This window comes from Actinomycetospora aurantiaca (genome assembly GCF_037401875.1).
In the GTDB taxonomy this organism is placed as follows: domain Bacteria; phylum Actinomycetota; class Actinomycetes; order Mycobacteriales; family Pseudonocardiaceae; genus Actinomycetospora; species Actinomycetospora aurantiaca.
Genome location: NZ_JBBEGN010000002.1, coordinates 251,593 through 265,440, shown reverse-complemented (window position 1 = coordinate 265,440; position 13,848 = coordinate 251,593). Strand labels below are relative to the sequence as shown.

The 13,848-nt window shown below is 75.5% G+C and carries 13 protein-coding genes; 4 read left to right on the top strand and 9 right to left on the bottom strand.

Features of this window, described 5'->3' with window-relative positions; translation table 11 throughout:
- Positions 1-102: 102 nt before the first annotated feature.
- Positions 103-1,542 carry a threonine/serine exporter family protein gene (locus WCD74_RS05820; RefSeq protein WP_337693890.1) on the top strand — a complete coding sequence of 480 codons (1,440 nt, stop codon included), beginning with the start codon at positions 103-105 and terminating at the stop codon, positions 1,540-1,542.
- A gap of 109 nt (positions 1,543-1,651) precedes the next feature.
- Here the strand turns inward: WCD74_RS05820 and WCD74_RS05815 are convergent, their stop codons facing one another.
- Positions 1,652-2,746, bottom strand: coding sequence for a LacI family DNA-binding transcriptional regulator (locus tag WCD74_RS05815; RefSeq protein WP_337693889.1), 1,095 nt, complete (start codon positions 2,744-2,746; stop codon positions 1,652-1,654).
- A 103-nt stretch (positions 2,747-2,849) separates the two neighbouring features.
- On the bottom strand, positions 2,850-3,791 hold the full coding sequence (locus tag WCD74_RS05810) for an ATP-binding protein (RefSeq protein WP_337693888.1): 942 nt from the start codon (positions 3,789-3,791) through the stop codon (positions 2,850-2,852).
- An 89-nt stretch (positions 3,792-3,880) separates the two neighbouring features.
- Here WCD74_RS05810 and WCD74_RS05805 point away from each other — a divergent pair, with 89 nt between their 5' ends.
- Both WCD74_RS05805 and WCD74_RS05800 read left to right on the top strand, forming a co-directional pair.
- Positions 3,881-5,512 (top strand): adenylate/guanylate cyclase domain-containing protein, encoded by a 1,632-nt coding sequence (locus WCD74_RS05805; RefSeq protein ID WP_337693887.1) that lies wholly within the window; start codon positions 3,881-3,883, stop codon positions 5,510-5,512.
- Between the two features lie 137 nt (positions 5,513-5,649).
- Positions 5,650-6,537 (top strand): alpha/beta fold hydrolase, encoded by an 888-nt coding sequence (locus WCD74_RS05800; protein ID WP_337693886.1) that lies wholly within the window; start codon positions 5,650-5,652, stop codon positions 6,535-6,537.
- Between the two features lie 69 nt (positions 6,538-6,606).
- On the opposite strand, the gene rlmB is transcribed toward WCD74_RS05800, so the two are convergent.
- The 7 genes from rlmB to WCD74_RS05765 all read right to left on the bottom strand — a co-directional run bounded on the left by rlmB (position 6,607) and on the right by WCD74_RS05765 (position 13,005).
- Positions 6,607-7,695 (bottom strand): 23S rRNA (guanosine(2251)-2'-O)-methyltransferase RlmB, encoded by a 1,089-nt coding sequence (gene rlmB, locus WCD74_RS05795; RefSeq protein WP_337693885.1) that lies wholly within the window; start codon positions 7,693-7,695, stop codon positions 6,607-6,609.
- A 2-nt stretch (positions 7,696-7,697) separates the two neighbouring features.
- Positions 7,698-9,110 carry a cysteine--tRNA ligase gene (gene cysS / locus WCD74_RS05790; protein WP_337693884.1) on the bottom strand — a complete coding sequence of 471 codons (1,413 nt, stop codon included), beginning with the start codon at positions 9,108-9,110 and terminating at the stop codon, positions 7,698-7,700.
- 48 nt (positions 9,111-9,158) lie between these two features.
- A complete protein-coding gene (locus tag WCD74_RS05785) occupies positions 9,159-9,899 on the bottom strand; it encodes an ESX secretion-associated protein EspG (RefSeq protein WP_337693883.1) in 741 nt (246 codons plus the stop codon).
- A complete protein-coding gene (locus WCD74_RS05780) occupies positions 9,896-11,254 on the bottom strand; it encodes a hypothetical protein (protein ID WP_337693882.1) in 1,359 nt (452 codons plus the stop codon). The genes WCD74_RS05785 and WCD74_RS05780 overlap by 4 nt, the downstream gene beginning before the upstream one ends.
- 136 nt (positions 11,255-11,390) lie before the next feature.
- Entirely contained in the window at positions 11,391-11,855 is a 465-nt protein-coding gene (ispF, locus tag WCD74_RS05775) for a 2-C-methyl-D-erythritol 2,4-cyclodiphosphate synthase (RefSeq protein WP_337693881.1), read from the bottom strand.
- Entirely contained in the window at positions 11,852-12,520 is a 669-nt protein-coding gene (ispD, locus tag WCD74_RS05770; RefSeq protein WP_337693880.1) for a 2-C-methyl-D-erythritol 4-phosphate cytidylyltransferase, read from the bottom strand. Before ispD ends, ispF begins: the two co-directional genes overlap by 4 nt.
- Before the next feature lie 2 nt (positions 12,521-12,522).
- Positions 12,523-13,005 carry a CarD family transcriptional regulator gene (locus tag WCD74_RS05765; RefSeq protein ID WP_116707106.1) on the bottom strand — a complete coding sequence of 161 codons (483 nt, stop codon included), beginning with the start codon at positions 13,003-13,005 and terminating at the stop codon, positions 12,523-12,525.
- A gap of 270 nt (positions 13,006-13,275) precedes the next feature.
- Here WCD74_RS05765 and WCD74_RS05760 point away from each other — a divergent pair, with 270 nt between their 5' ends.
- Complete coding sequence (locus WCD74_RS05760; RefSeq protein ID WP_337693879.1) at positions 13,276-13,827, top strand: copper chaperone PCu(A)C domain-containing protein; 552 nt, start codon at positions 13,276-13,278, stop codon at positions 13,825-13,827.
- The last annotated feature ends 21 nt before the right edge of the window (positions 13,828-13,848 follow it).

Below are 13,848 nucleotides of genomic sequence, written 5' to 3'. Positions count from 1 at the left end.
CTCGGACCGCGTGACCACCACGCGCCCGACCCGGACGTCGAAGAAGTGGAGAGTCAGCCCGTGGGGGTGACCCAGCGAGCCCGTGGCGGGCTCCGTCGTCACGTGCCCATCCCGACCGCGGAGGATCTCCGCCGCCGGGCGGCGCTCGACGCGCCGACCGTGCGCGACAACCTCCTACCCGCCGTCACCGGCCCGCAGGTCGCCGACGACGCGCTGGTGCTGCGGGTGCTCGACCTCGCCCTGCGCATCGGCGAGGTCCAGCTCGCGACGGGGGCCGGCGCGGCCGCCGCGCACGACACGATGCTCGCCATCGCCGGCGCGTACGGCCTCCCGACCTGCGACGTCGACATCGCGTTCTCGACGATCACGATGTGCTGCCACCGCGGCGTCGAGGCCGGGCCGGTCACGACGATGCGCAACGTCCGCTACCGCACCCAGGACTACACCCGACTCGCCACGGTCGACGCCCTGATCAAGGACATCGTCGACACGGACTCGCCGATCTCGTCGAGCGAGGCGCTCACCCGGCTCTCGGCCGCCGTCGCCGCGAACCACCCCTACCCGCGGTGGGTCGCCGGGCTCTCGCGGTCGTTCTTCGCCAGCGCGGTCGCGGTGCTCATCGGCGGCGGGTTCGGGGTGGCCCTCGCGGCCTTCCTGCTCACCGGTGTCGTGTGGGGCCTCGCGCGCTGGCTCGGGCGCCACGGCGTGCCGATGTTCTTCCAGCAGGTGCTGGGCGGGGTCCTCGTGACGACGTCGGCCCTGGGGCTCGCCTCCTCGGGCCTCCTGCTCGACTCCCCCAGCCTCGTCGTCGCGACCGGCCTCATCGTCCTGCTCTCCGGGCTGTCGCTGGTCGGGCTCGTGCAGGACGCCATCACCGGGTTCCCGCTCACCGCGGCGGGCCGGGCGGTGGAGGTCGTGCTCGCATCGGCGGGGCTGCTGGTCGGCGTCGTCGTCTCCATCAAGGTGCTCGGGCAGATCGGCGGCGCGGCGGTGTTCTCCCTCGCCCAGGACCTCCCCGAGCTCACCCCGCAGGCCGACGTCCGGTCCCTGATCGCGGCGGCCGCCGCCGGGGTCCTGTTCGCCCTGTCCGCGTACGCGCCGCTGCTGTCGCTCCCGGTGGCCGGCCTCTCGGGAGCGGTCGCCTGGGCGCTCTACGCGTACGCGTTCGGCATCGTGGGCCTGGGGCAGGTGGTCGCCAGCGCTGCTGCGGCCGGCGCGCTCGGGCTGATCGCGATGCTCATGCCGGCGCGGGCGAACATGCCGCCGCTCGTGCTCGTCATCGCCGGGATCACGCCGCTGCTCCCGGGCCTCCTGCTCTACACCGGCTTCGCGCAGCTCGCGACGGTCGGCGAGAGCTCGAACGCCCAGCTCAGCAACGGCAGCCTCGCGACCGGCGCCGTCACGATCCTGCTCGCCCTCACCGTCAGCCTCGGGATCGCCGCGGGGGTGTCGTTCGGCGAGCAGATCGGCTGGCCGGTCTCCCGCCTCTGGCGCCGCCCGCTGACGCCGACCGTCCGTCGCCAGCGCCCCCGGATCTTCTAGCGGGTCCCCGACGACGGGAGCCGGCGCGGCTCCCGTCGTCGAGAATGCGGCTCTTGTGACGTCCAGTGTCAGCATGGCCGCACTGCTGACACCGGCGCGGGACACCCGCTCAGCGCGACGGCGGCGGGCCCGACGTCGCGCGGACCATCAGCTCCGTCGGCAGCAACAGCGTGCGCGAGCGCTGCCGGTCACCGCGGTCGAGCAGCAGCTCACCCGCGGCGCGGCCCTTGTCCAACGACGGCTGGCGCACCGTCGTCAGGCCCGCGCGCTCGGCCGCGGGGACGCCGTCGAAGCCGGTGATCGTCAGGTCGCCGGGCACGTCGCGGCCCGCGGCACGCGCTGCCCGGAGCGCGCCGAGGCCCAGGATGTCCGAGGTACAGACGACCGCGGTCACCTCGGGGTTGCGCTCGACGAGCTGGTCGAACGCGGACCCGCCGGCGGCCTCGGTGTGGTCGAAGCGCTCCACCACGGGCACGGTCGACCAGTCCACCCCGGCGGCCGTGAACCCGTCCCGCAGCCCGGCGAGCCGGCGCCGCTGGACCTCGTAGCGCGCCGAGTCCTGCCGTCCCACCGACGCGAACCCGTCGTTGCGGTCGGTCGACAGCCGCATGCACAGCACGCCGACCCGGCGGTGGCCCAGGGCCGCGAGGTGCTCGGCGAGCTCGACCATGGCGGCCTGGTCGTCGATGCCCACGCGGTCGACGTCCGGGACGTCGGTCGGCTGGTCGCACACCACCACCGGGACGGGCCGCTCGAGGACCGCCGCGAAGTGCTCGTCGTCGTCGGGCATGGAGTAGACGACGAAGCCGTCGACACCGGCCCGCGCGACCGCCCCGACGTCCTCGGCCTCCGGGCTCACCGGCACCAGCAGCAGGCCCGACCCGTTGTCCTCGCACGCGAGCGCCAGGCCCTCGAGGAACTGGATGGCCACCGGGTCGCGGAAGGCGTAGGACAGCGCCTCGGTGAGCAGCAGTCCGACGGCGCCTGCCTTGCGGGTCCGCAGGGAGCGAGCGACCGGGTCGGGGCCGGGGTAGCCCAGGCGGCGCGCCGTGTCGAGCACGCGGCGGCGCAGCGCCGGGGAGAGCTGGTCGGGGCGGTTGTAGGCGTTGGAGACCGTCGTCCGGGACACCCCGAGCTCAGCGGCCAGCGAGGCCAGCGTCGCGGTGCGACGCGTGGATCTCCGCCCCTCGAGTGCCTCTGCCACCTGCGCAACGTAGCGACTGTTTCGATCTAGGGCCACCGCTCGCGTCCGGTTCGTGCCCTCCTCCGTGTCGCGACCGCCACTCGTGCTCGCCCGACGTGGCAGGTCAGCCGACCTGTCGACTGATCGGCTCGCTGCGCACCCGCCGCCGCGCCAGCCGCACGACCGTGCCCCCCGGCCCCGACGCCACGTCGACGTCGTCGCAGAGCGCCCGGGCCAGCCAGAGCCCGCGCCCGCGGTCCTGGTCCAGCGCCGGCGGCACCACGCCGGGGAACGGGTCGGTGACGCGGCCGGTGTCGGCGACCTGGCAGACGACGTCGTCGCCGTCGGCCCAGGTCCAGACGGTGCCGGTCCCGCCGCCGTGCTCGACCGCGTTCGTCGCGACCTCGCTGCACGAGTACACGAGGTCCTCGCCCGCCTCGTCGTCGAGACCCGACGCCCCGACGGCGGCCGCGAGCTGCCGGCGCAGCGGACCGAGGTCCGCCGCCCCGAAGTCCCAGTGCGTCGCGTGCGCCGGCGGCGGGGGCACCGTGACGCCGGGGAGGTCGTGCACGACGTCGGGCGGGGTCCGGTAGTCCGGGTTGCGGTGCTGCTCGCTCAGCGGACCGAGCTCGGGATGGCACTGCACGTAGGCCGGCTCGTCCGCGAGGTAGGCGCACCACAGGGTCACCGGGAGCCGGGCCAGGGCGGCGTCGAGCGCCGCCTCGAGGCGCAGCCAGTAGGCGTCCGGGCGGCCCCGGTGGTCGGCGTGCTCGGTGATCAGCAGGCTCCCGACGCCGAGCCGCGCGGCCTGCGCGACGGCGGTCGCCCGCCGGGCGGCGAGCTGGAACGCGTCCTGGCGGGCGGGCCGGGTGATGTCGAGGAACTCCACCGAGAGCCCGGCGCCCCCCAGCCCCTGGCGCAGGGACTCGGCGGTGGCCGGCTCGAGGGCCACCGTCACCGCGCGGCCCTCGTCCAGGGCGGCCGCCACGGCCGGGGTCAGGGCCGCGCCGAGCGCCGCGGAGTCGGTGTAGGCGATCCCGCGGTGCACGAGTGCGGGCACCGGCATGTCTCGCATGGTAGCGATCACCCGGCCGGGTTCCCGTTCGGCCGATCGTCCGCGCATCGATGCGGCGATCGGATCGCTAGGGTCCCTCCATGACACGCACGGCGGCGCGCGCCCGCCGGTCCGCGGGCCTGGGCCCGTTCACCCGGGTGGCACTGGTCCTCGTCGTGGTGCTGCCGAACGTGATCGGCGCCGGCGTCGTCCTCGTGCTCGCCGCCTGGGTGCTGCCGACCGAGACGCTCTCGCAGGACCCGGGCGCCCTGACCCGCAACCTCGTCGTCTTCGGGCCCTACCTGTTCGTCGCGGTCGTCGTCGGGGCGCTGTGGGGCCACCGCCGGATGCGGGTGCCCGCCCTGCCCGAGGACGCCGACGACCGGGCGCGGGAGAAGCAGTTCCTGCGCGTCCGCCGGGTGGTGCTGCGCGGCCCGCTGCGGCTCGCCCTCGTGCAGACGGTCCTGTGGGTCGTCGCGGCCGCGCTGTTCGTGCTGCTCAACGTGTTCTCGTCCGGCCGGATCGGTTTCCAGGTCGGTGCGACGGTGGTGCTCGGCGGCATCGCGACCGTGTCGATCACCTACCGGCTCGTCGAGGTCGTGCTGCGCTCGTCGGCGCGCCGGGTGCTCACCGAGCGCCCGCCGTCGGGATCGATGTTGCCGGGCGTGCTCATGCGCACCGTGGGCGGCTGGCTGTTCGGGACCGCGACGCCGCTGCTCGGGGTCCTGCTCGCCGGGATCGCGGCGCTGACGATCGGCGGGTACACCCTCGAGCGGCTCGCGATCGTGGTGGTCGTGCTGGCCGGGGTCGCGCTGGTGCTCGGCGGCACGGTGATCACGCTGACCGCGATGTCCACCCACGCCCCCGTGCTCGCGGTGCGGCGGGCCCTCAAGAAGGTCGAGAGCGGCGACCTCGACGCCGACGTCCCGGTCTTCGACACCACCGAGCTCGGCCTGCTCCAGGCGGGCTTCAACCGCATGGTCGACGGGTTGCGCGAACGTGAGCGGGTCCGCGACCTGTTCGGCCGCCAGGTCGGCGAGGACGTCGCCCGGCACGCCCTGGAGAACGACGTCGAGCTGGGCGGGGAGGTCCGCGAGGTCGCGGTGCTGTTCGTCGACCTGGTCGGCTCGACCACCCTCGCCGCCATCCGCCCGCCGAACGAGGTGGTGGAGCTGCTCAACGAGTTCTTCGCGGTCGTCATCGACGTCGTGGAGCGCCACGGCGGGTGGATCAACAAGTTCGAGGGCGACGCGGCCCTGGCCGTCTTCGGCGCGCCGACGGCACTGGACGACGCCGCCGGATCGGCCCTCGCCGCGGGCCGGGTCATGGGGGCACGGCTGGCCGAGGAGGTGTTCGCGTCGTCGGACTCGCTGGGTGCCGGCATCGGGATCTCGGCGGGCGAGGCGGTCGCCGGGAACATCGGCGACCGCCGCCGCTACGAGTACACCGTCATCGGCGACCCGGTGAACGAGGCCGCCCGGCTCTGCGACCTGGCCAAGGACGTCGAGGGCGCCGTGGTGGCCTCCGGGGCGGCGGTGTCCCGGGCGGGCGACGAGGCCTCCCGCTGGTGCACCCACGGGACGCGGCAGCTGCGCGGGCGGACGGAGGAGACGGAGCTGCACGTGCCGGCGCGGCGCGGCGGGCGCCCGACGGCCGGGGTCGACGACGAGGTGGCGGAGTCGAGCGGCGCGTCGCCCGCCGATTCGACCGAAGGCGCCCTCCAGTCGAACTAGCCGCCGGTGGGCGCCCACCGCCAGGTCGCCGTGCCCCGCCGCCCTCCTGAGCGAAGGGCCCCGTCGCTCAATAGATTCGCCGGAGGGCGCCCACCGCCAACGGCGCCGGACCCACCCTGTCGTCGGGAAGGACGTCGATGTCCCAGCTGCCCGAGCCGTTCACGTACCGGAAGATCGACGCCGAGGGGACGTCGGTCAACGTCGCGGTCGGCGGGTCCGGGAGCCCGGTGCTGCTGCTGCACGGCTACCCGCAGACCCACCTGATGTGGCGCGACGTGGCGCCCGAGCTCGCGCGCGACCACACCGTCGTCGTCACCGACCTGCGCGGCTACGGGGCCTCGGACAAGCCGGCTCCCGACGCGGACGCCCGGAACTACGGCAAGCGCGCCATGGCCGCCGACCAGCTCGCCGTCATGCGCACGCTGGGCTTCGACCGGTTCGACCTCGTGGGCCACGACCGGGGCGCCCGGGTCGCGCACCGGCTGACCCTCGACCACCCGGACGCCGTCGCCCGGCTCGCGCTGCTCGACATCGTCCCGACCCGCCACGTGTTCGCGAACGTCGACAAGGCCCTGGCGTTCGGCTACTTCCACTGGTTCTTCCTGGCCACCGGCGGCGACGTCCCGGAGACCCTGCTCGCCGGGGCGCCGGAGTTCTGGATCCGCACGATGGTCGAGCGGCTGCTCGCACCCGGCGTCACGATCGCGCCGGAGGTCATGGACCACTACGTCGCGGCGTTCTCCGACCCGGCCACGATCGCCGCCACCACCGCCGACTACAAGGCGGGCGCCTCGGTCGACCTCGCCGACGACGAGGAGACCTGGGAGTCCGGGCGGCGCGTCGAGTGCCCCACCCTCGTGCTGTGGGGCGAGCACGGCTTCGTCGGGAAGGCCTACGACCCGCTCGCCGTGTGGCGCCGGTACGCGACCGACGTCCGGGGCCGGTCGATGCCCAGCGGCCACTTCATCCCCGAGGAGGCACCGGCCGAGACGGTGGCCGAGCTGCAGGGATGGCTGGCGCGCTGACCCGGAACGTACGAGCGGCCCGTTCGTCACCTTCTACCGTGACGAACGGCCCGTTCGTACGGAACCCGGCTACGCCGCCCGCCGCCGCCGCGCCACCTCGGCCAGTGCGACGCCCGCCGCGACCGAGGCGTTGAGCGACTCGACGTCGCCCGCCATCGGGATCGCGACGGTGCCCGTGCACGTCTCGCGGACCAGGCGCGACAGGCCCTTGCCCTCCGAACCGACGACGAGCACGACGGGGCCGCGCGCGGCGTCCGGGCCGGCGACGGCATCCAGGTCGTCGATCGTCGTCCGGACCTCGCCGTCGAGCCCGACCGTCACGAACCCGTCGTCGTTCCAGGCGCCCAGGGTGCGGGAGAGGTTGGTCGCCCGGCCGATCGGCAGGCGCGCCGCGGCGCCCGCCGACGTCCGCCACGCCACCGGCGTGACCCCCACCGACCGCCGCAGCGGCAGCAGCACCCCGTGCGCCCCGAACGCCGCCGCCGAGCGGATCACCGCACCGAGGTTGCGCGGGTCGGTGACGCCGTCCAGCGCGACCAGCAGCGGCTCGACCCGCGCGAGGTGCGCCGCCTGCCGGGCCTCCTCGAGCAGGTCGTCGGGGTGCAGGTACTCGAACGCGGGGACGGAGAGTGCGAGGCCCTGGTGCACCGACCCGTCGGCCAGCCGCTCGACGTCCGCGCGCGGCACCTCGAGCACGCTGATCCCGCGGTCGCCGGCCGTGCGCAGCGCCTCGCGGACGCGGTCGTCGATGTCGATGCCCTGCGCCACGTGCAGCGCCGTCGCCGGGACGTTCGCCCGCAGGCTCTCGACGACGGGATTGCGACCGACGACCACCTGCGGGCCGTCCGGGCTCTCCCGCCGGGTCGGGGCGCCGCGCCCGCGACCGGCGTTGGTGCCGCCCGTGCCCCCGCCGCCGGTCCGCGACGCGGCGCCCGTGGGTCGCCGGGCCGGGCCGCCCCTGCCCGTCGGGTTCCCCTGACCGGACTTCCCGGTCTTGCCGCCGCCCTCGTAGGCCTTGTGGTTGGGACGGTTCTCCGCCTTGGGCGTCGGGCCCTTGCCCTCGAGCCCCTTGGCGCGGTTGCCGCCGGAGCCCTTCGTCGGGCCCTTCTTCGTGCCGGGGTTGCGCCGCGCACCGGGGCGGCGCGAGTTTCCTGCCATCGCTACTGCTCGTCGTCCTTCAGGGTCCAGACCGGTCCGTCGGGGGTGTCCTCGATCCCGACGCCGGCGGCGGTCAGTTGGTCACGGATCGCGTCCGCGCGGGCGAAGTCCCGGCTCTTCCGGGCGGTGGCCCGCTCGGTCAGGAGGTCGTCGACCAGGGCGCCGAGCGCCGAGCGGGCGCTCGTCCCGCCGGCCGCCTCCGCTCCGGCCCAGTGCGGGTCGAGCGGGTCGAGGCCGAGCACCCCGGTCATCTCCCGGACGGCCGTCGCGGCAGCCAGCGCACCGGCGCGGTCGCCCTCGTCGAGCGCGCTGTTGCCGTGCCGCACCTGCTCGTGCACGGCGGCGAGCGCGGACGGCGTCCCGAGGTCGTCGTCCATGGCGGCGGTGAAGGCGGTGAGGTCGCCCCCGGTGGCGGGCACCGGGCCGATGCGCTCGGCCACGCGCCGCACGAACGTCTCGATCCGTCGGTAGGCCGACGCGGCCTCCGCCAGCGCGGCCTCGGAGTACTCGACCGTCGAACGGTAGTGCGGCGCCACCAGGTAGTAGCGCAGCTCCACCGCGCGGACCCGGTCGAGCACGGCCGGGATCGTCAGCGTGTTGCCCAGCGACTTCGACATCTTCGCCCCGGACATCGTCACCCAGGCGTTGTGCAGCCAGAAGTTCGCGAAGCCGTCGCCGGCGGCGTTGGACTGGGCCCGCTCGTTCTCGTGGTGCGGGAACACCAGGTCCAGCCCGCCGCCGTGGATGTCGAACGACGGCCCGAGGTACCGGGTCGCCATCGCCGAGCACTCCAGGTGCCAGCCGGGACGGCCGCGTCCCCAGGGGGTCGGCCAGCTCGGCTCACCCGGCTTCGCGGCCTTCCACAACGTGAAGTCGCGCGGGTCGTGCTTGCCCCGCGACGCCGCCTCGCCCTGCTCCATCTCGTCCGGCTTCTGCCCGGAGAGCGAGCCGTAGGTCGGCCACGTCCCGACGGCGAAGTACACGTCGCCGGAGCCGTTGTCGCAGGGGTAGGCGTGGCCGGAGTCGATCAGCCGGGAGATCAGCTCGATCATCTCGGTGACGTGCCCGGTCGCCCGCGGCTCCACCGACGGCGGGAGGCAGCCCAGGGCGTCGAACGCGGCGGTGAAGGCGCGCTCGTGCGTCGCGGCCCACTCCGACCACGGCCGACCGGCCTCGGCGGCCTTCGACAGGATCTTGTCGTCGATGTCGGTGACGTTGCGCACCAGGGCGACGTCGAGCCCCTGGTGGACCAGCCACCGGCGCAGGACGTCGAAGTTCACACTGGACCGGACGTGCCCGACGTGCGGTACTCCCTGCACGGTGGCCCCACACACGTAGATCGACGCCCGGCCCTCGTGCTGCGGGTGGAACTCCCGCAGCGCGCGTGCAGCGGTGTCGTACAGGTGCAGGCTCACCAGTCGGATCCTACGGACGGCAGGTCACGGCCCCTGCGCTGCCCTCCGTCAGGTCCTCGACGCCAGGGCACGCGCGATCGCGGCCCGGTCGGCGGGGCGGACCCGGACCACCTCGCCCTCGACCTCCACGAGCATCCGGCCCTCGGCCGCGTCGACCGCGGTGACCGGCCCGACCCGCCGTCGGGAACGGACGTGCGCGCCCAGCTGCATCCGCCGCCGTGGCGGCTCGGCCCGCAACGACGCCAGACGGTTCCCGACGGCGGGTGGCAGGCGGTGGGTGGGCGCCCCGGCGAAGAGGACGTCGGCCGGGACGGTCAGGGCCGTGCCGGGCAGCGGGCGGACGTCGGGGAGCCGGGCCAGGAGGCTCCGCGCGAGGTCGGCGACGAGCTCGGCGGACGTCGCGGCGGGTGGTCGGGCGGTGACGTCGAGGGTCCAGCGGTGGTCCGGGCCGGGTTCCACGACGACGGCGAGCTCGCCCGCGACGGCGGCGAACCACCCGGTCGGGTCGGGGGCCCAGCAGCGCAGGTCGACGTCGACCTCGGGGTGGGCGAGGACGCGGAGGGCGTCGGCGAGGTCGGCGACCGGCACCGGCCCGCCGTCGGGACCGGTCCGGGCCAGCCCGCGCCGGCGGAGACCGCAGAGCGCGGCGTGGTCGGCGGCGTCGCGGGCGGAGAGCGTCGTGCCGTGGTCGGGGACCTCGAGCAGCGGCGGGCGGTCGCCGAGGCCCAGGTGGCGCCAGGCGGCGACGACCGCGTCCCGCTCGAGGTGCATCCGCCGCGCCGGGATCACTCGCCGATCACCGGCGGGGCGACGCGGGGGAGATCGCCCGCGATGGCATCGGGGTCGTCCTCGACCAGGTACGCCGCGCGGGGCAGGCGCTGGTCCCCTCCCCCACCGCCCGCGACGCCGCCGATCGGCGCGAAGGGCAGGGCGCCCGCCGGCGTGGTCGTGGGGCGCGCGGCGACCGCGGGCTCGAGGATCGGGCTGCGGGCGGTGGCGTCGAGCGGGGTCCGGACGGCGGGTGTGGACGGGTTGCCGGCGGGGCTCGGGCTCGGGGACGGGCTGGGACTCGAACTCGGACCGAACGAGGTCCCCGGGACCGGTGGTTCCGCCGACGGCAGGGCCGGGCGGATCGGGATGCGCTCGACGGTCGGGGGTGGCGTCCCGGTCGGGAGCGGGGTCACGCCCGGCGCGCGGGGAATGGTCGTGGGGGCGCCGGGGACGGACGCGCCCGGCGCGGGCGTGACGCCGCCGGGGGTGGGTCCTCCGGGCGCGGCGGTCGTCGGCGTGGCGCCGGTGGGCGGAGCGCTCCCCGGGGCGGTGCTTCCCGTCGCGGCTCCCGCGGGCGCCGCGCTGCCGGGTCCGGTGGCGGCAGGGGTGGTGGCTCTGGGTGCTGTCGGCGGCCCGCCGGCGCCGGGGACCGTCGGGCCGGGCGCGGCCGCTCCCGGGCCGCCCGGTCCGCCCGGGCTGGCTGCCCCGGGTACCGCCGCTCCTGGCGCCGCCCCGGGTACCACCGCTCCTGGCGCCGCCCCGGGTACCGCCGCTCCCGGAGACACAGCGCCCGGCCCGGCGGCTCCGGGTCCGCCTCCGGGTCCGCCCGGGGTCGCGGCACCGCCTCCTGCCACCAGCTGGATCCGGGGCGCCTCCTGGACCGGCGAGGAGAACTGCGGCAGCTCCGACGCCCGCAGCGAGCTGAACTCCTGGTAGCGCCCCATCGCGGCCCGCGCCCGTCGTTCGGCGTCGAGCGAGGAGTTCTCCGCGGAGTCCACGTCCAGGGCGGCGAGCGCCCCGACGCCCTCCCAGGTCTGCAGGGCCACCGGCGGCTTCGGCACGGGCGGGCCCACCGCCGAACGCGTCGCCGCGAGGGCCCGGTTCTGCTCGTGCGACGCGGACCCCACCGCATCGCTGAACGTCCGTGCCTGCTCCGCCCACGGCCCCATCGGCCCGACGGCCCCGCCCGCCGCCTGCGCCGCCACCCCGGTCCGGGTGGCCGCGATGCCCGACGTCGCCCGCTCGACGGACCCCGCCACCTCCCGCAGCCGCGAGGCCAGCGAGTTCCACGCCCCGCCCGCGTCGGTGAAGCCCCCGCCCCGACCCTGCAGCTGGGCGTGGATGTCGGCGTGCGACCGCGCGTCCCAGTTCACGTCGAACACCCCAGGAGGCAAGCACGCCACCGGCCCGCGTGGGGGCCGTTCCGTGGAACCGGGACCGAGCCGTGCACCGAGGGTCGAGCTCCAGGGCCGCCATGTGCGGGGCGCAACGGACCGGTCCGGGGCGAGATCAGCGCGGCAGCAGCAACGCCGTCGCGACGGCGGCCAGGCCCTCGCCGCGGCCCGTCAGGCCGAGACCGTCGGACGTCGTGCCGGACACCGACACCGGGCCGCCGACCGCCTCGGAGAGCACCGACTCGGCCTCCCGACGACGGGTCCCGATCTTCGGGCGGTTGCCGATCACCTGCACCGCGGCGTTGCCGAGGGTCCACCCGTCGTCGTGGACGAGCCGACGCACCTCACCGAGCAACCGCACGCCGGACGCCCCCGCCCACTCCGGGCGGCCCGTGCCGAACACCGCCCCGACGTCGCCGAGCCCCGCGGCCGAGAGCATCGCGTCGCAGAGCGCGTGGGCCGCGACGTCACCGTCGGAGTGGCCCGCGCAGCCGGCTTCGCCCTCCCAGAGCAGACCCGCCACCCAGCACGGCGCGTCGACCGAGAGCGGGTGTACGTCCGTGCCGATCCCGACCCTCACGGCTCGAGCTCCGTGCGCACCAACGCCTCCGCCATCGCCAGGTCCAGCGCCGATGTGATCTTGAACGCCCGGGGATCACCCGGCACGGTGACGACCTCGCCCCCGATCGCCTCGACCAGTCCGGCGTCGTCGGTGGCCCGGAGCTCGCCGGCCGCGGCGTGCGCACGCCGCAGCACCTCGGCGTCGAAGCCCTGCGGCGTCTGGACGGCCAGCAGCCCGGTGCGGTCCACGAGGTCCACCACGTGTCCGTCGGCGTCGACCCGCCGCACCGTGTCGGCGACCGGGATGGCCGGGACGACGGCACCGTGACCGGCGCGGACGGCAGCCACCACGGACGCCACCACCGAGGCGGGACACAGGCATCGGGCGGCGTCGTGCACCAGCACGACGTTCGCGTCCCGCACCTCGGCCAGGCCGAGCGCCACGGAGGCCACGCGGTCGGGCCCTCCGGGCACGACGCGACCCGCCGTCGTCACCTCGGCCATCGCGTCGAGGTGTTCCGGGGGCGCGACGACGACGACGTCGTCGACCACGCCCGACGCGAGGAGTCCGTCGACCGCGCGGGCCACCATCGCGACCCCCGCGACCCGCACGAGCGCCTTCGGCATCCCGGCTCCGAGCCGCAGCCCGGAACCGGCCGCCGGGACGACGGCAGCGACGCCCACCTCTAGGAGGCGAGCACCTGGTCCAGCAGGGACTCGGCGGCCACCTCGTCGGTGCCCTCGGCGAGCGCGAGCTCGCTCACGAGGATCTGCCGGGCCTTGGCGAGCATCCGCTTCTCGCCGGCCGACAGGCCGCGGTCCTTCTCCCGTCGCCACAGGTCGCGCACGACCTCGGCCACCTTGTTGACGTCACCCGACGCGAGCTTCTCGAGGTTCGCCTTGTAGCGGCGCGACCAGTTGGTCGGCTCCTCGGTGTGTGGGGCTCGCAGCACCTCGAACACCCGGTCCAGACCCTCCTGGCCGACCACGTCGCGGACGCCGACGATCTCGGCGTTGTCCGCGGGGACCCGGACCGTGAGGTCGCCCTGGGCAACCTTCAGGACGAGGTACTTCTTCTCCTCGCCCTTGATCGTCCGGGTCTCGATCGCCTCGATGAGAGCGGCACCGTGGTGCGGGTAGACGACGGTCTCGCCGACCTTGAAAACCATGTGTCCTCTAGCCCCTTTCGCTGCCCCCAGGTTAACACGTCCGCGACACGTCGTCGGAGGGGGATTGCACCGTCTTCGCAGGTCAGGGGGTTGACAAGTGGCGCGGGGCCATGCTCCCCGAGGTCGGGAGGGTTGTCCGGCGGCGTGAGAGGTGCCCGTCGGACGCGCCCCGCCGCGCGCGCGGGGGCTAGGGTGACGCCGATCCGAGGCGACGCCCGCTGCGGCGCGCGGCGGAGCCGGGAGCAGAGAATCCGAGGAGGACCACGCGCCATGACCCGCCGACCGACGGGCCGCCCGCGGACCGCGTTGCTCGCCGCCACCCTGCTCGGCGCGGCCGCCCTGGTCCTGTCGGGCTGCAGCGCGGGCGCCGTCACGCAGACCGACACCACGATCTCCTCGGTCTCCGGGACCGAGGGCGCGGTCGGGCAGGTCCTGCTGCGCGACGTGACGATCGACCCGGGCGCGACGCCGGTCGTCCCCGCCGGTTCGGCGGTCACCCTGCGCGGGTCGATCGTCAACCAGGACCTCGCGGACGACCAGCTCGTGTCGGTGAGCACGCCGTACGCGGGTCCGCCCCGCGCCGAGGGCTTCACGACGATCCCGGGCAACAGCTCGACCTTCATCATCGGCGCCCAGCCCGGTCCCGTCGGCCCGCCGTCGCCGACCCAGCCGACCGGGACGATGCGGATCACGCTCCCGGCCGTCGCCCAGGTGCTGCACGAGGGGCCGACCTACCCGGTCACCTTCACGTTCGCGCGGGCCGGCTCGATCACGCTGCCGGTGTACATGAGCTCGACCGGGCCCACCGTCCCGGCCAGCTGACACCCGTTCGCGACGACGGGT

Excerpts from the sequence above, each read along its gene's own strand:
- WCD74_RS05765 (WP_116707106.1), bottom strand. The coding sequence starts at position 13,005 with ATGGTTTTCAAGGTCGGCGAGACCGTCGTCTACCCGCACCACGGTGCC.
- WCD74_RS05760 (WP_337693879.1), top strand. The coding sequence starts at position 13,276 with ATGACCCGCCGACCGACGGGCCGCCCGCGGACCGCGTTGCTCGCCGCC.
- WCD74_RS05800 (WP_337693886.1), top strand. The coding sequence starts at position 5,650 with ATGTCCCAGCTGCCCGAGCCGTTCACGTACCGGAAGATCGACGCCGAG.
- rlmB (WP_337693885.1), bottom strand. The coding sequence starts at position 7,695 with ATGGCAGGAAACTCGCGCCGCCCCGGTGCGCGGCGCAACCCCGGCACG.
- WCD74_RS05810 (WP_337693888.1), bottom strand. The coding sequence starts at position 3,791 with ATGCCGGTGCCCGCACTCGTGCACCGCGGGATCGCCTACACCGACTCC.
- WCD74_RS05805 (WP_337693887.1), top strand. The coding sequence starts at position 3,881 with ATGACACGCACGGCGGCGCGCGCCCGCCGGTCCGCGGGCCTGGGCCCG.